This is a genomic window from Brevundimonas sp. PAMC22021 (assembly GCF_019443405.1).
GTDB lineage: Bacteria > Pseudomonadota > Alphaproteobacteria > Caulobacterales > Caulobacteraceae > Brevundimonas.
Genome location: NZ_CP080376.1, coordinates 1832443 through 1852939 on the forward strand (window position 1 = coordinate 1832443; position 20497 = coordinate 1852939).

Consider the following 20497-nt stretch of genomic DNA (forward strand, 5'->3'; position numbering starts at 1 on the left):
GGCCGGTCGCAAAAGTATGCAAACTCCCAAGGCTGTTGCAAGTCTGTAATGGATGCGGCCTTCAACAGACGCCTGATGGCGGGCGCCCGAGCCACACTGCGCAGACGGTTAGCAGGCGTTCGGTCTCGACGGCCCCGCTTCAAACTGCGAGATCATGTCGCCATTGACACCGGTCCGAGTGGCTGCAAAATCTTGCAAACAGACCCGCAAACATAACAAGCGGGCGGCAAGGGATGGAGACTGACATGCTTACCGCATCCAAGCGGGCGGCCACGGCCATCGCCGTCGTCATGGCGGCCGCCGCCTCAACCGCCGCAGCCCAGGCGCCGGCCGACGCGATCGCGGCGCTGCGTCAGCGCCCGCCGCAGGACGAGGTGATCTATTTCGCCCTGCCCGACCGCTTCGCCAACGGCGATCCGTCGAACGATCACGGCGGCTATGCGCCCGAAAAGCTGGTCAGCGGCTTCGATCCGGCCGATCCCGAGTTCTATCACGGCGGCGACCTGGCCGGCCTGACGCAGAAGCTCGACTACATTCAGGGCCTGGGCGCGACCGCCGTGTGGGTGGCGCCGATCTTCAAGAACAAGCCGGTGCAGGTCGGCGAGCGCTACACCGGCGCGGCCAGCCACGGTTACTGGATCACCGACTTCACCTCGGTCGATCCGCATTTCGGCGACGAGGCGTCGATGCGCGCCATGGTCGAGGCCGCCCATGCGCGCGGCATGAAGGTCTATCTCGACATCGTGGCGAACCACACCGCCGATGTGATCAAGTACCGTGAATGCCCGCAGAACCGCTGCGTCTATCGCAATCGGGCCGACCATCCCTACACGCGCCAGGGCGGCGTCGAGGGTCAGCCGATCAACGAAGGCTTCGACGGCGAGGACTTCTCCAGGCTCAGCCGGCCGGACTGGGCCTACACTCCCTACATCCCCGCCGGTGAGGAGAACGCCAAGGTCCCGGCGTGGCTGAACGATCCGATCCGCTACCACAATCGCGGCGAGAGCACCTTTTCCGGTGAAAGCTCGCTGGATGGCGACTTCGCCGGGCTGGACGACCTGCTGACCGAGGACCCTGTGGTGGTGCAGGGCATGATCGACATCTTCGGCGGCTGGATCGACAAATACGGGATCGACGGCTTCCGCATCGACACCGCACGCCACGTGAACCCAGAGTTCTGGCAGGCCTTTGTGCCCGCCATGCTGGAACGCGCGCGCGCCAAGGGCATCCCGAACTTCCACATCTTCGGCGAGGTCTACGATCACGACCCGGCGGTGACGGCGCGCTTCACAAAGGTGGACGGCTACCCTGCCGTACTGGACTTCCCGTTCCAGAAGGCGGCCACCGACGTTGCGTCAGGCGCGGTCGGCACTGACGCCCTGGCGAGGATCTTCGACGCCGATCCGATCTACAAGGATGGCGCGGACACCGCGGCGATCCTGCCGACCTTTCTCGGCAACCACGACATGGGCCGCGTCGGCTACTTCGTCAAAAAGGCCGCGCCCGAGAGCTCGGACGCCGAGCAACTCGCCCGCGTGAAGCTGGCGCATGCCCTGATGTTCTTCGGACGCGGCGTGCCGACCCTCTACTATGGCGACGAGCAGGGCTTCGCCGGCCCCGGCGGCTATGGCGCCTCGCGTCAGGACATGTGGGAAAGCCAGGTCCCGGCCTTCCGCGAAGAGACGCCGATCGGCGGCCGGCACGCGCCCTATTCCACCGAGGCGCCGCTTTATCGCGCCATCGCCGAGATGGGCCGCATCCGCCAGACCGAGCCGGCCCTGCGTCGCGGCCGCCAGGTGATGCGCGCCTCGGGCGACAAGCCGGGGCTCCTGGCCTGGTCGCGCATGGGCGATGACGGTGCAGAGGTGCTGGTGCTGTTCAACAGCTCGACAGCCGCTGTCAGCGGCCAGGTCGAGGTGGAGACCGCATCGCAACGCTGGCAGTCTGTTCGCGGCGACTGCGCCGCCCAGGCGTCGGCGCCCGCCAGCTACGCCGTCGCCATCCCTCCCCTCGATTATGTGATCTGCAAGAGCGCCTCGTGAACGCCCCTATCCTCGACCTGTCCATCGCCGAGGCTCCGGCCGTGAGCGCCGCCGCCCATCAGGAGTGGTGGCGCGGCGCGGTGCTGTACCAGATCTATCCGCGCAGCTTCGCGGACTCCAACAACGATGGCGTGGGCGATCTGGCCGGCATCACCGCGCACCTGGACCATGTGGCGTCGCTGGGCGTCGATGGCATCTGGCTGTCGCCCTTCTTCAAGTCGCCGATGAAGGACTTCGGCTACGACGTCTCGGACTATTGCGATGTCGATCCGATCTTCGGCTCGCTGTCCGACTTCGACGCCCTGATCGCACGGGCTCGCGCGCTGGGCCTCAAGGTCGTGATCGACCAGGTGTTCAGCCACACCTCGGACGAGCATCCGTGGTTCATCGACAGCCGCGCCAGCCGCCGGGGCAAGCACGCGGACTGGTATGTCTGGGCGGACGCCAAGCCCGACGGCTCGCCGCCATCGAACTGGCAGTCGGTGTTCGGCGGTCCGGCCTGGACCTGGGACGCGCGGCGCGGCCAGTACTACATGCACAACTTCCTGGCCTCGCAGCCGCAGCTGAACGTCAGGAACCCGGAGGTGCAGGACGCCCTGCTCGCCGCCGCGCGCTTCTGGCTGGATCGCGGGGTGGACGGCTTCCGGCTGGATGCGATCAACTTCGCCATCCACAACCCGGCGCTGACCGACAATCCGCCGATCGACGACGGCAAGAAGCGCACGCGCCCGTTCGATTTCCAGGACAAGATCCACAACCAGAGCCAGCCCGAGATCATCGGCTTCCTGAACCGGGTGCGGGCGCTGACCGACAGCTATGAGGGCCGCTTCACCGTGGCCGAGGTCGGCGGCGACTATGCCGACCGCGAGATGCGCGAGTTCACCGCCGGCGGCGATCGCCTGCACAGCGCCTATGGTTTTCTCTACCTCTACGCCGACCACCTGTCGTCCGAGCTGGTGGTGAAGGGTCCGGCGATGTGGCCGGGCGACCAGGGCGAGGGCTGGCCCTCCTGGACCTTTTCCAACCATGACGCGCCGCGCGCGGTGTCGCGCTGGGCGCAAGGGCGGGACGAGGACGCCTTCTCGCGCATGGCGATGCTGCTGCTGATGACGCTGCGCGGCAACGTCTTCGTCTATCAGGGCGAGGAACTGGGTCTGCCCCAGGCCCATGTGCCGTTCGAACGGCTGGTCGATCCCGAAGCCATCGCCAACTGGCCCGAAACTCTGGGGCGCGACGGCGCGCGCACGCCGATGCCGTGGACGGCCGGCCGACCGAACGCCGGCTTCTCCAGCGTCGAGCCGTGGCTGCCGGTCGATCCGCGCCATGTCGCCAAGGCGGTGGATGCGCAGGAAGCGGATGCGGGTTCGGTGCTGCACGTCGCGCGGCGGCTGATCGCGTTGCGCAAGGCGCATCCCGCGCTGCGGATCGGCGCCATGGAGCCGGTGGAGACCGGCGGCGATCTGCTGATCTTCAAGCGCCTGGAACGCTACGAGGAGGCCGAGCGCCTGCTCTGCGTCTTCAACCTGGGCCACGACGTCATCGACTGGAGCCCGCCGCCCGGCTGGCGCCTGGTCGAGGCGGTCAACTGGACGCGGAGCGACGCCGGCCGTCTGCCGCCGCTGGCCGGACTGCTGTTCGAAGCCGAATGACCGGTTCAGCCGCCACAGGTCTCGCGCACGATCAGGTCGGTGGGCACGCGCTCGGACCGGCCGGCGGACGCGCCCCCGTGGTCCAGCAGCTTCGACACCATAAGGCGGCCGGCCTTGACCGTGTCCTGGGCGATGGTGCTGAGCGCCGGGCGGCTGTAGCGGCTGAAGGGCACATTATCGAAGCCGATCACCGAGACCTGGCCGGGGACATCCACCTCGGCGTGCAACAGGGCGCGCACGGCGCCCAGGGCGATCTGGTCGGAGGCCGCCACCACGCCGTCGAAGGCGACGCCCCGGCGGATCAGGGCGTCCACGGCGGCCTCGGCCGATTCGACCTCGAAGTGGGCGGGCACGATCAGGTCGGGCTCGACCGGCAGGCCGGCGCCGGCCAGCGCATCCAGGTAGCCACGGTGCCGCTGCATCGACTCGGGCGGCTCCAGGTCGCCCAGGAAGACGATGCGCTTCCGGCCCAGACGCGCCAGGTGCGAGGTCGCGCGCCGGCCGCCGTGGATGTTGTCCGATCCGATCGAGCAGTAGTTCTGATCCGGCAGTTCGGCGCCCCAGACCACGAAGCGATGATCGCCCGCCGCCAGTCGGTTAAGGGCCCCGTGCAGCGTGCTCTGCCCCAGAAAGATCACCCCGTCCGCCCGGCTGGTGTTCAGCGCACCCGCCAGATCGTCGTAGGTCGCGGGCGAAATGTGGCTCATCAGCAGGTCGCAGCCACGCTCGCGCGCCGCTTCGCCAACCCCCGCCAGCAGTTCCAGAAAGAAGGGGTCGCTGAGACGCCCTTCCCGCCCCTGCGGGCGCGGCGTCACCAGGGCGATGGTGCCTTGCGCCCCGATCGGACCGGCGGGCATGTAGCGGCGGAAGGGGTAGTCATGTTCCTTGGCCAGCTTCCAGATCAACTGCTTGGTGCGGTCGTTGACCGCCGGGCTGTCGTTCAGCGCCCGCGAGGCGGTGGCGATGGACACGCCCGCGAGCCGGGCCAAATCCTCAAGTCGCGTGGTCTTGCGGCTCACGTTGAAAACTTTTCTGCAAATCTTTCTCTTCCATTCGCCGAAAGAACGGCGTCTGGCAAGTGGGTCAAGGAAGGAAGCCTCACATGATGCAACGCCGATCGTTTCTGGCGCTTTCGGGCGTATCCATGCTGGCGTTCGGAGCGCCAGCCATGGCGCAGACCGCGCCCGCCACGGCGCGCGCCTCGTCGCCCGGCGGCATGCTGACGGTCGAGGTCGGAACCGACAACGACGGACGGCCGATGTATTCGGTCAGCCGCCTGGGCCAGCCGGTCGTGCGCCCTTCCCGCATGGGCTTCCTGCTGACCGATCAGGCGCCGCTGGAACGAGGTCTGCGCATGACCGCAGGCCAGCCGATGATGGTCGACGACACATGGGAGCAGCCCTGGGGCGAGCGCCAGCGCATCCGCAACCACTACAACGAGTGGCGCACCACCTTTACCGAAACGGGCGGCCTGGGTCGCCGTGTGGACGTGGTCTTCCGCCTGTATGACGACGGGCTCGGCTTCCGCTACGAATTCCCTGAACAGGCCGCGCTGACCACCGTCCGCATCGGCTCGGAATTGACGCAGTTCAACCTCGCCGAAAATGGGGAGGCCCTGTGGTGTCCGGCGTGGGAGTGGAACCGCGAGGAGCACCTCTATCGCCGCACCCCCATCGATGGCGTCGGCTCGGCGCAGACGCCGATGACGGTCAGGGGCGACAGCGGCCTGCACGTCTCGATCCATGAGGCGGCGCTGATCGATTACGCCGGCATGAACCTGCGTCGCGAGGGCGGCACGGATTTCCGCTGCGCCCTGACGCCCGGCCTGACCAATGCGGCGGTGGAGCGCACCGCGCCCTTCAACACCCCCTGGCGCACCCTGCAGATCAGCGACACCGCCGCCGGCCTGCTCGACTCCAGCCTGATCCTGAACCTCAACGAGCCCAACAAGCTGGGCGACGTGTCCTGGTTCAAGCCTATGAAGTACGTCGGCGTGTGGTGGGAAATGCACCTGGAGCTGAAGAGCTGGGGGGCCGGCGCCAAGCACGGAGCCACCACCGAGAACACCATCCGCCACATCGACTTCGCGGCCGAGCACGGCTTTGGCGGCGTGCTGGTGGAGGGCTGGAACAAGGGCTGGGACGGCCAGTGGTTCGGCAACGGCTCGGACTTCTCCTTCACCGAGGCCTATCCCGACTTCGACATCGAGCGGGTCACCAGCCATGCCCGGTCCAAGGGCGTGCAACTGATCGGCCACCACGAAACCGGCGGCAACGCCTTCCACTATGACCAGCAGCTCGAGCCGGCCATGGCGCTGTACGAGCGGCTGGGCGTCCATTCGGTGAAGACCGGCTATGTCGCCGACGCCGGCGGGGCGCGCGTCGCGGGACCAGACGGCCGGGTGGTCATGGCCTGGCACGAGAGCCAGCCGATGGCCCAGCACCACCTGCGGGTGGCCGAGGTCGGCGCCCGCCACAAGGTCGCGATCAACGCCCACGAGCCGTTCAAGGACACGGGCCTGCGACGCACCTATCCGAACATCATCAGCCGCGAGGGTCAGCGCGGCATGGAATACAACGCCTGGGGCAACCCCTCGAACCCGCCCGAGCACGAGGCGAACCTCGCGTTCACCCGCCTGCTGGCCGGGCCCATGGACTTCACGCCTGGCATCTTCGGCATGAAGACCCGCAGCGCCGAGGGCGTGGCCACCACCTGGGCCAAGCAGCTGGCGCTTTATGTGGTGATCTACAGCCCGATCCAGATGGCGGCGGATCTGCTCGACAATTACGAGGCCAATCCGGAGCCGTTCCAGTTCATCAAGGACGTGCCGGTGGACTGGTCGGACAGCCGGACCCTGGACGCGGCTCTCGGCGACTATGTCGTTGTCGCACGCAAGGAGCGGAACTCGGACATCTGGGCGCTGGGCGCGATCACCGACGAGCATCCGCGCGTTCTGTCGGCGCCGCTGGGCTTCCTGGACGCCGGCCGTCGTTACCGGGCCGAGATCTACCGCGACGGGCCCGACGCCAACTACACCGATCGCCGCGAAAGCATCGTCATCGAACAGCGCGAGGTCACCTCGGCCGACACCCTGACGCTGGCGCTGGCGCCCGGCGGCGGTCAGGCGATCCGGTTCGTGCCGCTGGGCCGCAGCCGTCGTCGTTGATCACGATCCTTGCTCCGTCATCCTGGGCTTTGCGCCCGGGATGACGGCTGGGGAAGTCTGAGGGGAATTTCATGAGCAGCGCCACGCCCGAACTCATCCATGCCCACCGCCCGCGCCTGTCCAGACTGGCGATCTGGAACATGTGCGTCGGCTTTTTCGGCATCCAGATCGGCTTTGGCCTGCAGAACGCCAACACCAGCCGGATCTTCCAAACGCTGGGGGCCGAGGTCGACAGCCTGGCCATCCTGTGGATCGCCGCGCCGCTGACGGGCCTGCTGGTCCAGCCGATCATCGGCCACTTCAGCGACCGGACGTGGACGCGTTTCGGGCGCAGGCGACCCTACTTCCTGGTGGGCGCCATCCTGACGACGCTGGCGCTGATCGCCATGCCGAACAGCCCCAGCCTGTGGTTCGCCGCAGCCATGCTGTGGATCATGGACGCCTCCATCAACATCACCATGGAGCCGTTCCGGGCCTTTGTCGGCGACAACCTGCCCGAGGAGCAGCGCACTGCGGGCTATGCGATGCAGAGCTTCTTCATCGGCGCGGGCGCGGTGTTCGCATCGGTTCTGCCGTGGCTGCTGTCCAACGTCTTTGATGTGGCTTCGACCGCGCCGGAGGGGGCGGTGCCGCTGTCGGTCAGGATCGCCTTCTACGTCGGCGCAGCCGGTCTCTTCGCTGCCGTGCTGTGGACGGTGCTGAGCACAAAGGAATACTCGCCCGAACAGATCGCCGCCTTTGAACAGGCGCGCGGCGTCGAGCCGGTCGCGCCGGGCGAAGAGCCGCCGGCCCGTTCGGTGCAAAGCTGGCTGACGATCGGCCTGATCTGCGCCGTGCTGGGGGGCCTAGCCTTCCTGCTGATTGGCCTGATGGACCTGGAAAAGGAGCTGCTGATCCTGGCCGGCTTCGCGCTCGGCTTTGGCCTGCTGCTGGTTGCGGTCGGCATGATGCAGCGCCGCCGCATCACCAATGCGGCTACCGAGATCGTCAACGACGTGTTTCGCATGCCCGCGACCATGCGAGGCCTCGCCGTGGTCCAGTTCTTCAGCTGGTTCGCCCTGTTCGCCATGTGGATATACACCACGGCGGCGGTGACCAGCGTCCACTATGGTGCGACCGACACGACATCGGCCGCCTACAACGCCGGAGCCGACTGGGTGGGCGTCCTGATGGGTGTCTACAATGGCGTCGCGGCGCTGGCGGCCTTCGCCCTGCCGGTGCTCGCCAGACGGATCGGGCGCAAGGCCACCCACGCCGTCATGCTGCTGTTCGGCGCGGCGGGCCTGGCGGGCGTGTTTCTGATCCGCGAGCCCAGCCTGCTGTGGCTGCCCATGGTCGGCGTCGGTTTCGCCTGGGCCTCCATCGTGTCCATGCCCTACGCCATCCTGTCGGGCGCGGTGCCGGACCGAAAGATGGGCGTCTACATGGGGGTGTTCAACATCTTCATCGTGGTGCCACAGTTGCTTGCCGCGACGGTGCTGGGCCTGATCCTGCGCACCGTGTTCGACGGCCAGGCGATTTACGCCCTCTTGCTGGGCGCAGCCTCCTTTGTGCTGGCGGCGATCAGCGCCCTGCTGGTCAAGGAGCACCGGGCGTGAACCGGCGCGCCCTGCTGGCGGCGGCGGCGACCTTGCCGTTCGCGGGCTCCGTGCGCGCGCAGGTCCCGTCGGCCGGCCGGCTGGTGCTGCACGAAGCGTTCGGCTCGGCCCATGTGCAGGCGCGCAACGTCTCGGTCTGGCTGCCGCCCGGCTACGAGGCGTCGGATGCGCGTTATCCGGTGCTCTACATGCACGATGGCCAGAACCTGTTTGACGCCTCAACCGCGCCGTTCGGCGAATGGGGCGTGGACGAGCATCTGGAGCGGCTGGTCGCGACCGGCCAGGTGCGCGCGCCGATCGTGGTCGGCGTCTGGAACACCGACCTGCGCCTGCGGGAGTATGTGCCGGCCGATCTGATCAAGGCCTTGCCGGACGACATGCGCGCCGACGTGCAGGCGGTATATGGCGGCGAGCCGCTGTCGGACGGCTACATCCGCTTCCTGACCGATGAGCTGAAGCCCTTCATCGACCGGACCTATCGCACCCTGCCCGGGGGTCGCGACACCAGCATCGCCGGCTCCAGCATGGGCGGGCTGATCTCCATGTACGCCGTGATGAAGCGGCCGGACGTGTTCTCGGCCGCCGCCGGCCTGTCCACCCACTGGCCGCTGAAGGTCGAGGGCCTGGAAGCCGGTCCGCGGCTGGACGCCTGGCGCGAACGGCTGGTCGCCGCCTGGAGCGGCGTCATCGCGACGGGTCTGCCGACGCCGGGCGCGCATCGCTTCTACTTCGACCGGGGCGACGAGACGCTGGACCAGTTTTATGCGGAGTTCCAGACGCGCATCGACGGGGTGTTCCGCGACTGCGGCTATGGGCCCGACGACTTCCGCAGCCTGGTGTTCCCGGGCGCCCAGCACAACGAGGCGTCGTGGAACAGCCGCCTCGACGTGCCCCTGCCCTTTCTGCTTTCGCTCAACCATTCCGAGGAGGCGCCGCGTGCGTGACCTGAAGACCCTTTGCCTCGCCGGCGCCGCCGGCCTGGCCCTCGCCTCGACCGCTTCGGCGCAAAACATCGCGCCGGGCGCCCCTGGCGCCGCCCCCACCTGGTCCACCGCCGCCAAGACTGGGGCGGGCGCATCCTACGAAGCCTATGTCGATGGCCAGTACCACGACGGCGGCCGCACCGGTGCTGTCTCCAAGGTGTGGTTCTCGGTCGCCGACGGCATGCTGACCGAGACCATGTACGGCCTGATCCACGAGGCCCAGATCAAGGCGCTGCGCTTCGCCGTCGCCACCCCGACGGGCGTCGCGGTCGAAGGAACCGACACCTCTCATCGCACCGAATATCTGCACGTGGATGCGCAAGGACGCCCGCTGTCGCCCGCCTACAAGGTGACCACGACCGACAAGGCCGGCCGATTCGAGATCGAAAAGCGCATCTTCACCGATCCGGATCGCAATGCGCTGGTGCTGCGCGTCACCGTCAAGGCGCTGAAAGGCGACGTGACGCCCTATCTGCTGCTGGAGCCGCACGTCGCCAACACCGGGATCGACGATCGGGGCGAGGCGGCGAACACTGCCCTCTATGCGCATGAGGGCGGCGCCCACCTGATCCTGCGCCCCAGCGAAGCCTTTGCTCGCGCCAGCGTGGGCTTTGTCGGCGTCTCGGACGGACTGACGGACCTGAAGGACGGGCGTCTTGACCGGGCCTACGCCTCCACCGGCGACACCGCCGGCAACATCATGCTGACGGGCGCCCTGCCCCGCATTCGCCCCGGGCAGAGCCTGAGCCGCGACTTCGTGATCGGCTTTGGCGACAGCCGCCAGGCGGCGGAAAGCGCGGCCGACGGCGCCCTCTCGACCGGTCTGGACGAGGTGCTGGCCCGCTACAACGGCGAAGGCGAGCGTGTGGGCTGGGAGGACTATGTCGCCTCCCTGACCGAGCTGCCGCGCATCGCGGAGCAGGCGACCGACGGCGGCAAGCTGGCCTACGCCTCGGCGCTGATGCTGAAGGTGCAGGAAGACCGCACCCACGCAGGCGCCCTGATCGCATCCCTGTCCAACCCGTGGGGCGACACGGTGGACGCGTCCAAGCCCTCGACCGGCTACAAGGCCGTGTGGCCGCGCGACTTCTATCAGGTGGCGATGGCGATGGCGGCGCTGGGCGACCGCGAGACGCCGCTGGCCGCCTTCCACTATCTGCCGCAGGTGCAGGTCAGCGCCTCCACGCCCGGCAACACGGGCGCGACCGGCTGGTTCCTGCAGAAGACCGAGGTGGACGGCACGCTGGAGTGGGCCGCGGTTCAGCTGGACCAGACCGCCATGCCCATCATGCTGGGCTATCGTCTGTGGAACATGGGCTGGATGTCGGACGCCGACATGGCCGACATGTACCGCCGCATGATCAAGCCGGCCGCCGATTTCCTGGTTGACGGCGGCAAGATCGGCCTGTTGTGGAACGATGCCGCGATCCGCCCGCCCTTTACCCAGCAGGAGCGTTGGGAAGAGCAGCAGGGCTACTCGCCGTCTACCACCGCCGCGGTCATCGCCGGCCTGACCAGCGCGGCCGAGATGGCGCGCGAAGCGGGCGACCGGTCGGGCGCCGCGCGTTATCGCGAGACCGCCGACGCCTACGCCAAGGGCGTGGAGGGCACGATGTTCACTACGCGCGGCGACTTCGGCGACGGCCGCTACTATGTCCGCATCACCCAGAACCAGGACCCGAACGACAAGGCCCCGATCGGCGCCTCGAACGGCCAGATCGCGCCGGCCGAGGATCGGGTCGTGGACGGCGGCTTCCTGGAACTGGTCCGCTACGGGGTACGCAAGGCCGACGATCCCTACATCGTCGCCACCCTGCCCGAGTACGACGACCAGTCGCTGGAGCACCTGTACCGTGTCCGCTACGACTTCGGACCAGAGGGCGACAAGACGCCGGGTTGGCGCCGTTATGGCGTGGACGGCTACGGCGAGGACGCGGTCACGGGCGCCAACTACGGCGTCGGCGGCCAGATGAGCCCGGGCCAGCGCGGTCGGGTGTGGCCCTTCTTCACCGGAGAACGCGGCCACTACGAGCTGGCGCGCGCCAGCGTGAACGGAACGCCCTCGCCGGCCGACATCGCCGCCATCCGCCAGACCTATGTGCGCGGGATGGAGCGGTTCGCAAACGACGGGCTGATGCTGTCCGAACAGGTGTGGGACGGCGTGGGCGACCCGACCGAGAACAACTACGTCCTTGGCCAGAACAATGACTCGGCCACGCCCCTGGCCTGGACCCACGCAGAGTATCTGAAGCTCTTGCGGTCGCTGGCCGACGGCAAGGTGTGGGACCGCTACGAGCCGGTCGAGCGGCGCTACGCCCGCTGAGGACGCAAAAGGGCCCGGCGATCGCTCGCCGGGCCCTTCTTGTCAGAACAGCACCTTGATCGTGCCGACGAACCGATCGTCGCTGAGCGGCCCGTCCACATCGGTATCGAAGTAGCGTCCGTCCACCAGCAGGTTCTCGGTCAGGGCGTAGGACACGCCGGCGTTCCAGGTCGTGTAGTCGTCGTTGACGTCCAGCCACTGATGGCCGACCGCGCCGGACACCGTCCACTTCTCGGCCGGGGTGAAGGCGGCGCTGACCTCGCCATAGGTCGCCTGCTCGTCCACGCCGAAGAAGTCCGGCGAGTAGTAAACCGCCGCTCCGATCGTGGCCGGACCAATGGCGCGGGACGCCGCGGCCTTGAGCTCGATCAGGTTGTAGTCGGCGCCGTCCGGCTCATCGACATAGACATAGCCGATGACGCCGAAATCGAGGGCGTAGCCGGACGCCTCGGTGCGCCAGCCGCCGTAGATGTCGACTTCCGCATCCGTCTCGTCGCCGAAGTCGACGCTGGAGGCCCATGCGCCGGCGTAGAAGCCGCTGTCGCCGAAGGTGGCGTCGATACCGCCCTGAAGCGCCGGGTCCTGATCGGTCTGGCTGAAGCCGCGGAAGACGTAGTCGCTGACCACGCCGATGTTGAAGGCCACATCCACATCCGACGACTGGGCGGAAGCGGCGGAGGCGGAGGCGAGCGCTGCGGTGGAGGCAAGGGCAGCGAGGCACGCACGAACGCACTGAATGCTCATGGTTCATTTCCTTGTGTGGAGCTTGGGGGCGGCGGCGCGCAGCCGCGCCCGTTCCGGCCGATCCGCATGGACCGGCCGGTGATATGTCTCGATCAGGCCTGCGCCTTCAGATCGCTTCGAGCGCCTCTCCGTGCAGCGAGGTGTCGAGGCCGGCGGCCTCCTCCTCCTCGCTGACGCGCAAGCCGGTGGTGAACTTGCAGATCACCAGGATGACCAGGGTGCCGAGCGCCGAATAGGCGATGGTCCAGGCCAGACCCAGCGCCTGGGCGCCGATGTTGGCGCCTTCCGACAGGCTGTTGATCGCGGTGGTGGCGAACACTCCGGTCAGGAGCGCGCCGACCAGGCCGCCCGCGCCGTGAATGCCGAACGCGTCCAGGCTGTCGTCGTAACGCAGCAGCTTCTTGATCCACACCGAAGCCGCGTAGCAGACCGGCCCGGCGATCAGGCCGATGATCACCGCCCCCTTGGGATCGACGAAGCCCGCGGCCGGCGTAATGGCGACCAGACCCGCGACCACGCCCGACAGCATGCCGATCAGCGACACCTTCTTCTTCTCGATAACCTCGACCAGCTTCCAAGTCAGGGCGCCGGCGGCGGCGGCGAGCACCGTGTTCAGCAACGCCACGCCCATCAGTTCGTTGGCGGCGCCGGCCGAGCCCGCGTTGAAGCCGATCCAGCCGACCAGAAGCAAGGAGGCGCCGATCATGGTCAGAACCGGATTGTGCGGATTGATCGGATCGATCCCGTAACCGCGACGCCGCCCCAGAAACAGGGCGCAGACCAGACCCGCCACGCCGGAGTTGACGTGCACCACCGCACCGCCGGCGAAGTCCAGCACGCCCGCGCCGCCGAGAAAGCCCCCGCCCCAGACCCAGTGGCAGATGGGGGCGTAGATGAAGAGCGACCACAGGCCGGTGAACAGCAGCAGCCCCGAATACTTCATCCGCTCGGCAAAGGCGCCGGTGACCAACGCCGGGGTGATGATGGCGAAGGTCATCTGGAACGAGATGAACAGGAACTCCGGAATGCCCGGCAGCAGGCTGTTGGCGGTCTGCAGGCTGACGCCGTTGAGGAACAGCATGTCCAGGTTGCCGACATAGGGCTGCAGCGCCTCCACGCCGTTGGCCCCGAAGGCGATGCTGTAGCCGGCGATGAACCACACCAGCGACACCACGGCGAAGACGCCGACGGACTGGGTGATGGTGGCGATGACGTTCTTGCGCCGCACCATGCCGCCATAGAACAGCGCCAGACCGGGGAGGGTCATCAGCAGCACCAGGGCGGTGGATACGCCGAGCCAGGACGTGCCGGCGGCGTCGAGTTCAAGCGCGGCCTGATGGCCAAGCAAGGCGGGCGGCGGCGGAGCGGCTTCCGCCGCCGCTGTGGTGGTGGCCGCCGCGCCCGATCCGGATGAGGCGACAACAGGGGCGGGCTCGATCGGAGCCGCAGCGAAGGCCGCGCCTCCTCCTAGAAGCCCGCCCGCTAGTAAGAGCGAAGCTGTCGCTCCCGCCCATCGTTTTCTGATCTGCGACATCATGCGTGTATCCCCTTCTGCAGTCTCGCAGGAGGAACTGTTTACCGCATATCAACGGTTCGCAAGCGCCTGACACGTCAGAACCGCAACATTCGTGCAACAGCAGCGCAACAAACCTCATCTTCTGCACGATCCATGCGCATTATCGACGATCCGTCGATCAGGCCCAGTGCATCTGCACGCGGTGCGCCGCCGCCCAGTGGATCGCCCTGATTGCGTCGATCACCGCTTCCGTCGCTCCGCGCGTGCCCAGCTCGCCGCCCAGATCGGCGGTGACCGCGCCTGCCGCCAGCACGGCCGCGACCGCCGCTTCGATCGAGTCGGCCTCGTCTTCCAGCCTCAGGCTGTGACGCAGCAACAGAGCCGCCGACAGGATCGCGCCGACCGGATTGGCCAGGTCCTGCCCGGCGATGTCGGGCGCCGATCCGTGGATCGGCTCGAACAGGCCAGGCCCTTGCGTTCCCAATGACGCCGAGGGCAACAGGCCGATGGAGCCGCCCAGAACGGAAATCTCGTCCGACAGGATGTCGCCGAACATGTTCTCGGTCAGGATGACGTCGTAGTCGCGCGGCCTGCGGATCAGGTGCATGGCCATGGAGTCCACCAGGGCATGTTCCAGCTCGATGTCCGGGAACTCTTCGGCGCCGATGCGGGTCACGACCTCCCGCCACAGGCGGCTGGTCTCCATGACATTGGCCTTGTCGACCGAGGTCACCTTGCCGCGACGCTGGCGCGCGGTGTGGAAGGCGGCGCGGGTCACCCGCTCGATCTCGGGAACGGTGTATTCGCACAGGTCGCTGGCGCGATCGGCGGTGCGGGTCTTCTCGCCGAAGTAGACGCCCCCGGTCAGCTCGCGAAAGACGATCAGATCAACGCCCTCGACGATCTCCTTCTTCAGCGGCGAACGGTGGGCCAGCACCGGCGAGACCTGCAGTGGGCGTAGATTGGCGAACAGGCCCATGGCCTTGCGGATGGCCAGCAGCCCCTGTTCGGGCCGCACCTTGCCGCCATCCCACTTGGGTCCGCCGACCGCGCCCAGCAAAACGGCGTCGGCCTGCAGACAGGCGTCGCGCGTCTCCGGCGGCAAGGCCTCGCCCGTCGCATCGATCGCCGCGCCGCCGATCAGGTGCTCGGTGAAGTCGAAATGATGGCCGTAGAAGTCGCCGATGACCGACAGCACGTCACGTGCGGCGCGCGTCACCTCCGACCCGACGCCGTCTCCGGGCAGCAGCACGATGTTGAAGGTCTTGGGAGCGGTGTTCAGCATCAGACAGTCTCTTTCGAACGCTCAAAGGCTTCGATCTCGGGCATGTTGGATTGCAGCCAGCCCAGGGTGTCCACCCCGTCCAGCAGGCACTGTCGCGCGAAGGATTCGATCCCGAACGGTACGGGGGGCGCATTGCCGCGCCGGATCTCGCCCGCCTGAAGGTCGATCGTCACCGGCTGCTGAGGATGCGATGCCAGATCATCCCAAACGGACTGCTCCACCACGATCGGCAGCAGGCCGTTTTTCAAGGCGTTTGATGTAAATATGTCAGCGATTTCCGTCGCGATCACCGCCCGGAAGCCATAGTCCAGCAGCGCCCAGGGTGCATGCTCGCGCGACGACCCGCAGGCGAAGTTGCGCCCGACCAGCAGGATGCGGTGCTCGGTGGGATCGATGCGGTTCAGCACCGCTTCCGGCTTCTCCGAGCCGTCGGCCTCGTAGCGCCAGTCATAGAAGGCCGCCCTGCCCAGCCCCATGCGCGTCGTGGTGGTCAGAAACCGCGCGGGAATGATCTGATCGGTGTCGATGTTCGCCTGGCTCAGCGTCACCGTCCGCGACGTCAGTGTTCGAAACGGTTCAGGCATGCTCCGTAACCTCCAGGTAGGCGCGCGGATCGGTCAGGACGCCGGCGACGGCGCTGGCGGCGGCGGTTGCCGGGCTGGCCAGGATGGTGCGCGCGCCCTTTCCCTGTCGCCCCTCGAAGTTGCGGTTCGAGGTGGACACCGCCAACTGGCCGGGCGCGACGAAGTCACCGTTCATGGCAATGCACATCGAGCAGCCCGGGATACGCCACTCGGCGCCGGCGGCGAGAAACACCTGATGCAGCCCTTCGGCCTCGGCGTCGCGACGCACGGCTTCGGAGCCCGGCACCACCAGCATGCGGACACGCGGGTCGACCTTGCGGCCACGCAGCACCTCGGCTGCCGCGCGCAGGTCCGGCAGGCGCCCGTTGGTGCAGGAGCCGATGAACACAACGTCCACGGCCTGTGACGTGGTCGGCTGCCCTGCCTCAAAGCCCATATAGCCCTGCGCCTTCAGATCGGCGTCCGAACGGGGCTGCGGGACCGGCGCGCCGATTGGAGCGCCCGCGTCCGGCGTCGTGCCCCAGGTGGCCATGGGCCGTATGGCGGCGCCGTCCAGCACCACCTCCTTGTCGAACACCGCGCCCGGGTCGCTCTTTAGCGTGCGCCAACGCGCCACGGCCTTGCTCCACGCCGGCCCTTGCGGCGCATGTCGGCGGCCCTTCAGCCAGGCGAAGGTGGTGTCGTCCGGCGCGATCATGCCGGCGCGGGCGCCCGCCTCGATAGACATGTTGCACAGGGTCATGCGCCCTTCCATGTCCAGGGACCGCACTGCTTCTCCTGCATATTCGATGACATGGCCGGTGCCGCCGCCAAAGCCGATGGCGGCGATCACGGCTAGCGCGAGGTCCTTGCCCGACACGCCTGATTGAAGCCGACCATTCACCGTCACGCGCATGGTGCGCGCCTTGCGTTGGAGAAGGCACTGCGTCGCCAGCACATGGCCCACCTCCGATGTGCCGATGCCGAAAGCCAGAGCCCCAAAGGCTCCATGCGTCGCCGTGTGGCTGTCGCCGCAGACCACCGTCATGCCCGGCTGGGTCAGGCCCAGTTCCGGTCCCATGACATGGACCACCCCGCGATCCTCGGAGTCCCAACCCGCCAGAGGCACGCCGTGCGTGGCGCAGTTCCGCTCCAGCGCATGGACCTGCGCCTCGGCCTCCTGCGTCACATATGGGCGGCGTCCATCCTGATCCGACGGCAGGGTGGGCGTGGAGTGGTCCAGCGTCGCAAAGGTGCGATCCGGCCGCCGCACCGTGAGGCCCCGGCTCTCGATCTCGGCAAAGGCCTGGGGACTGGTGACCTCGTGAACAAGATGCAGGTCGACATAGAGGACGCCGGGCGTGTCCGGCGTCTCGGGGCGCACCAGGTGGGCGTCCCAGACCTTGTCGAACAGGGTGCGCGGAGACTCATGCATAGCGCAGCATCCTCTCGTTCGAGGCCTGGTCCGCCTGGTCGATGATGGCGATCAGTTCCGCGTCGTCGATCTCCCCGATCTGATCGGCGCGCTGCTTGAAGGCCGCGGCCACGGCGGCGAGCCGTTCGCCGTCGATAGGGCGGCCGATGATCTCTGCGCGCCTGGCGATGGCGTGGCGGCCCGAATGCTTGCCCAGCACGAACCAGCTGCCGTCGAAGCCCACGTCCTGCGGCCGCATGATCTCGTAGGTGCGGCTGTCGGCCAGCATGCCGTGCTGGTGGATGCCGGCTTCGTGGGCAAAGGCGTTGATGCCCACCACCGCCTTGTTGCGCGCCACCGTCGTCTCGGTGACATCGCACAGGGTGCGCGAGGCCCGCACCATGTGCCTGGTCTCCATGCCTGTGGAGACGCCGAACCGATCGCTGCGCACCTTCAGGGCCATGACCACTTCCTCCAGAGAGGCGTTGCCGGCGCGTTCGCCGATGCCGTTGACGGTGACTTCGATCTGCCGCGCACCGCCCTCTACCGCCGCCAGAGAGTTGGCGACCGCCAGGCCCAGGTCGTCGTGATTGTGCGCCGACAGGATGGCGTGCGGATGCCGCGCGTGGATTCGCGCCGACAGCTCGCGAAAGCGCGTCTTGACCTCGTCCGGGGTGGCGTAGCCCACGGTATCCGGCGCATTCAGGGTGCGGGCGCCGGCGTCAGCGGCGGCCTCCAGCACGTCGGCCAGGAACTCGGGCTCGGTGCGAAAGGCGTCCTCGGCCGAGAACTCCACGTCGTCGAACAGGCTCCGGGCGTATTCCACAGCCCGCACCGCCGTCGCCAGCACGGCGTTGGTGCTCATCTTGAGCTTGGCCGAGCGGTGAATCGGGCTGGTCCCCAGAAACACATGTACCCGCCGGTGGGAGCGCGGCGTGGGCGCCAGGGCGCGACAGGCGGCGTCGATGTCTCCTTCGCTGGCGCGCGACAGGGAACAGAACACCGGCCCTTCCACTTCGGCGGCCACGCGGCGGATGCAGTCCTCGTCTCCCGGCGAGGCGGCGGCGAAGCCCGCCTCGATCACGTCCACACCCAGGTCGCGCAGCACGCCGGCCACCCTGACCTTGGCCTCGGCCGACATGGAAAAGCCCGGCGCCTGCTCGCCGTCGCGCAGGGTGGTGTCGAAGACGATCACGCGGTTCGGATCGGACGCGGCGATCTGTTCGGTTCGGGTTACGGCTACTCGATCGGTCATCCTGCGGCCTGCATGCTGAAGGCGTCGGGCGAGACGCGGCGAACGCCGAACAGGCGGTCGACCTGGCGTTCCAGGGCGTCGGTGCAGCGTTGGTCGTCGCGGCCTCGCACCGTCAGGGCCACGGCGCGAGTTGCGCCCGCATCGGCCATGCTGATGCCGTCGATGTGGAAGCCCCGCCGCTCCACCAAGCCGATGAGACGCTGAAGCGAGCCGTCGGCGCGGTCGATCTGGATGTGGATCGTGTTGCTCATCTCAGGAGCCCTCCATCATGTCGGCGTTGCACTTGCCCGGCGGCACCAGCGGCCAGACGTTGTCTCTGGGATCGATGATCACGTGCATCAGGCACGGGCCCTCGGCAGCCAGCAGGCGGGCGATCCCGCCATCCACCTGGTCGCGCCGTTCGATGCGGAAGGCCTCAATGCCGAAGGCTTCGGCGACCGCCACGAAGTCCGGATTGTCGGACAGGTCGATCTCGGAATAGTTCCCGGCGAAGAACAGCTCCTGCCACTGGCGCACCAGGCCAAGCGAACTGTTGTCGATCAGGCAGATTTTCAGCGGAATGGCGTAGCGCCGCAGCGTCGCCAGCTCCTGGATGTTCATCATGAAGCCCCCGTCGCCGGCGATCGTGACCACCGTGTCTTGCGGCCTCGCCAGCTTGGCCCCGACGCCGGCCGGCAGGCCGAAGCCCATGGCGCCCAGGCCGCCCGAGCTGATGTGCGACTCCGATCGAGAGAAGCGGCAATGCTGCGCCGCCCACATCTGGTGCTGGCCGACGTCGCAGGCCGCGACGAAGTCGTCCCCGGCCGCCTCGGACAGTCGTTTCAGCAGGTCGGGCGCATAGATCCGCTCGCCCGGCGCGTCATAGCGCGGCGCATGCGCTTCAGCGGCGCGGGCGCAGTCCACCACCCATGGCTGGATGTCGAGAGACGGCCCGCCGCGCATCCGCAAGGTCAGGGCCGCCAGCGCCGCCTTCAGATCGCCGACCGCTGCCACATCGGCCGTCCGCATCTTGCCGACCTCGGACGCATCGGCGTCGAAGTGGACCACGCGGGCTCCGGGCGCGAACTCAGCCAGCTTACCGGTCGCGCGATCGTCAAAACGCGCGCCGATGACGATCAGCAGGTCGCACGCCTGAACCGCATCATTAGCCGCCCGTCCTCCATGCATGCCCAGCATGCCCAGCATGCCGGGCGCGCCCGTTGGGATCGTTCCCAAGGCGTTCAGCGTCGCGACCTGAGGAATGCCCGTCGCCCGCACGAAGGCGCGAAGCAACTCGGCCGCACGGGCGATCTTCACTCCGCCACCGACATAAATCAGCGGCCGCCTGGCCGCGCGGATCGCCGCCTCGGCCGCCGCCACCGCATCGTCGTCGACGCCCGCAGATATGTTGGGAACTGAGAAGCCGCGCGGAGCCGTGGTTGTCCCGACCTGCACGTCCTTGGGCATATCGATCAGCACCGGCCCAGGCCGACCGGCGGCCGCGATATGGAATGCCTCCTCCACCGCCGCCGGCACGTCCGCCGGATCGCGCACCAGGATGGAATGCTTCACGATCGGCAGGGTGACGCCCAGGATGTCGATCTCCTGAAAGGCGTCCGTCCCCATCACGCCCTGCGCGACATTGCCGGTGATGCAGACCATCGGCACCGAATCCATCATGGCGTTGGCGATGCCGGTCACCAGATTGGTCGCGCCGGGCCCCGACGTCGCTATGCACACCCCGACCCGGCCGCTGGCCCGCGCATAGGCGTCGGCGGCGAAGGCCGCGCCCTGCTCGTGACGGACCAGGATGTGCTTCAGCTTCGACCCGGCCAGGGCGTCATAGACCGGCATGATCGCCCCGCCCGGATAGCCGAACACCACCCCCACCCCCAGCCGCTCCAGCGTGGAGATCAGCAGGCGGGCGCCGCTTTGCGCGACGGCGGGCGCGGGCTTCGGGGCGGCGGAGGCGATCATGGC

At 67.9% G+C, this 20497-nt stretch carries 15 protein-coding genes; 6 read left to right on the plus strand and 9 right to left on the minus strand.

The genetic code is table 11. The features are described 5' to 3' along the window. Positions 1 to 245 precede the first annotated feature (245 nt). Both KY493_RS09005 and KY493_RS09010 read left to right on the plus strand, forming a co-directional pair. The gene (locus KY493_RS09005; RefSeq protein WP_219896028.1) at positions 246 to 2042 is read left to right on the plus strand and encodes an alpha-amylase family glycosyl hydrolase; all 1797 of its coding nucleotides are present in this window, start codon (positions 246 to 248) and stop codon (positions 2040 to 2042) included. A 41-nt stretch (positions 2043 to 2083) separates the two neighbouring features. After that, positions 2084 to 3691, plus strand: coding sequence for an alpha-amylase family glycosyl hydrolase (locus tag KY493_RS09010; RefSeq protein WP_255568127.1), 1608 nt, complete (start codon positions 2084 to 2086; stop codon positions 3689 to 3691). Positions 3692 to 3696: 5 nt separating this feature from the next. Here the strand turns inward: KY493_RS09010 and KY493_RS09015 are convergent, their stop codons facing one another. Then, positions 3697 to 4731, minus strand: a complete 1035-nt coding sequence (locus KY493_RS09015; RefSeq protein WP_255568128.1) for a LacI family DNA-binding transcriptional regulator — start codon at positions 4729 to 4731, stop codon at positions 3697 to 3699. A gap of 62 nt (positions 4732 to 4793) precedes the next feature. Here KY493_RS09015 and KY493_RS09020 point away from each other — a divergent pair, with 62 nt between their 5' ends. The 4 genes from KY493_RS09020 to KY493_RS09035 all read left to right on the plus strand — a co-directional run bounded on the left by KY493_RS09020 (position 4794) and on the right by KY493_RS09035 (position 11761). Continuing rightward, on the plus strand, positions 4794 to 6857 hold the full coding sequence (locus tag KY493_RS09020) for a glycoside hydrolase family 97 protein (protein WP_219896031.1): 2064 nt from the start codon (positions 4794 to 4796) through the stop codon (positions 6855 to 6857). Between the two features lie 71 nt (positions 6858 to 6928). Continuing rightward, the gene (locus KY493_RS09025; protein WP_255567841.1) at positions 6929 to 8455 is read left to right on the plus strand and encodes an MFS transporter; all 1527 of its coding nucleotides are present in this window, start codon (positions 6929 to 6931) and stop codon (positions 8453 to 8455) included. Next, positions 8452 to 9399 carry an alpha/beta hydrolase gene (locus tag KY493_RS09030; protein ID WP_219896032.1) on the plus strand — a complete coding sequence of 316 codons (948 nt, stop codon included), beginning with the start codon at positions 8452 to 8454 and terminating at the stop codon, positions 9397 to 9399. The genes KY493_RS09025 and KY493_RS09030 overlap by 4 nt, the downstream gene beginning before the upstream one ends. Continuing rightward, the gene (locus tag KY493_RS09035; protein WP_219896033.1) at positions 9392 to 11761 is read left to right on the plus strand and encodes a glucan 1,4-alpha-glucosidase; all 2370 of its coding nucleotides are present in this window, start codon (positions 9392 to 9394) and stop codon (positions 11759 to 11761) included. Before KY493_RS09030 ends, KY493_RS09035 begins: the two co-directional genes overlap by 8 nt. 42 nt (positions 11762 to 11803) lie before the next feature. On the opposite strand, the gene KY493_RS09040 is transcribed toward KY493_RS09035, so the two are convergent. The 8 genes from KY493_RS09040 to ilvG form a co-directional block, all read right to left on the minus strand. Then, positions 11804 to 12505 (minus strand): TorF family putative porin, encoded by a 702-nt coding sequence (locus KY493_RS09040; protein ID WP_219896034.1) that lies wholly within the window; start codon positions 12503 to 12505, stop codon positions 11804 to 11806. A gap of 106 nt (positions 12506 to 12611) precedes the next feature. Beyond that, the gene (locus KY493_RS09045; protein WP_219898452.1) at positions 12612 to 14039 is read right to left on the minus strand and encodes an ammonium transporter; all 1428 of its coding nucleotides are present in this window, start codon (positions 14037 to 14039) and stop codon (positions 12612 to 12614) included. Positions 14040 to 14199: 160 nt separating this feature from the next. Beyond that, positions 14200 to 15306 (minus strand): 3-isopropylmalate dehydrogenase, encoded by a 1107-nt coding sequence (gene leuB / locus KY493_RS09050; RefSeq protein ID WP_219896035.1) that lies wholly within the window; start codon positions 15304 to 15306, stop codon positions 14200 to 14202. Further along, entirely contained in the window at positions 15306 to 15890 is a 585-nt protein-coding gene (leuD, locus tag KY493_RS09055; RefSeq protein ID WP_219896036.1) for a 3-isopropylmalate dehydratase small subunit, read from the minus strand. The genes leuB and leuD overlap by 1 nt, the downstream gene beginning before the upstream one ends. After that, a complete protein-coding gene (leuC, locus tag KY493_RS09060; protein ID WP_219896037.1) occupies positions 15883 to 17304 on the minus strand; it encodes a 3-isopropylmalate dehydratase large subunit in 1422 nt (473 codons plus the stop codon). Before leuC ends, leuD begins: the two co-directional genes overlap by 8 nt. Then, entirely contained in the window at positions 17297 to 18538 is a 1242-nt protein-coding gene (locus tag KY493_RS09065; protein ID WP_219896038.1) for a 2-isopropylmalate synthase, read from the minus strand. The genes leuC and KY493_RS09065 overlap by 8 nt, the downstream gene beginning before the upstream one ends. Beyond that, positions 18535 to 18789 (minus strand): ACT domain-containing protein, encoded by a 255-nt coding sequence (locus tag KY493_RS09070; protein ID WP_219896039.1) that lies wholly within the window; start codon positions 18787 to 18789, stop codon positions 18535 to 18537. The genes KY493_RS09065 and KY493_RS09070 overlap by 4 nt, the downstream gene beginning before the upstream one ends. A gap of 1 nt (position 18790) precedes the next feature. Beyond that, on the minus strand, positions 18791 to 20494 hold the full coding sequence (gene ilvG, locus KY493_RS09075; protein ID WP_219896040.1) for an acetolactate synthase 2 catalytic subunit: 1704 nt from the start codon (positions 20492 to 20494) through the stop codon (positions 18791 to 18793). Between the last annotated feature and the right edge of the window lie 3 nt (positions 20495 to 20497).

Coding starts and splice junctions, on each gene's coding strand:
- KY493_RS09005 (WP_219896028.1), top strand. CDS start 246: ATGCTTACCGCATCCAAGCGGGCGGCCACGGCCATCGCCGTCGTCATG.
- KY493_RS09020 (WP_219896031.1), top strand. CDS start 4,794: ATGATGCAACGCCGATCGTTTCTGGCGCTTTCGGGCGTATCCATGCTG.
- KY493_RS09025 (WP_255567841.1), top strand. CDS start 6,929: ATGAGCAGCGCCACGCCCGAACTCATCCATGCCCACCGCCCGCGCCTG.
- KY493_RS09040 (WP_219896034.1), bottom strand. CDS start 12,505: ATGAGCATTCAGTGCGTTCGTGCGTGCCTCGCTGCCCTTGCCTCCACC.
- KY493_RS09045 (WP_219898452.1), bottom strand. CDS start 14,039: ATGTCGCAGATCAGAAAACGATGGGCGGGAGCGACAGCTTCGCTCTTA.
- leuB (WP_219896035.1), bottom strand. CDS start 15,306: ATGCTGAACACCGCTCCCAAGACCTTCAACATCGTGCTGCTGCCCGGA.
- leuD (WP_219896036.1), bottom strand. CDS start 15,890: ATGCCTGAACCGTTTCGAACACTGACGTCGCGGACGGTGACGCTGAGC.
- leuC (WP_219896037.1), bottom strand. CDS start 17,304: ATGCATGAGTCTCCGCGCACCCTGTTCGACAAGGTCTGGGACGCCCAC.
- KY493_RS09065 (WP_219896038.1), bottom strand. CDS start 18,538: ATGACCGATCGAGTAGCCGTAACCCGAACCGAACAGATCGCCGCGTCC.
- KY493_RS09070 (WP_219896039.1), bottom strand. CDS start 18,789: ATGAGCAACACGATCCACATCCAGATCGACCGCGCCGACGGCTCGCTT.
- ilvG (WP_219896040.1), bottom strand. CDS start 20,494: ATGATCGCCTCCGCCGCCCCGAAGCCCGCGCCCGCCGTCGCGCAAAGC.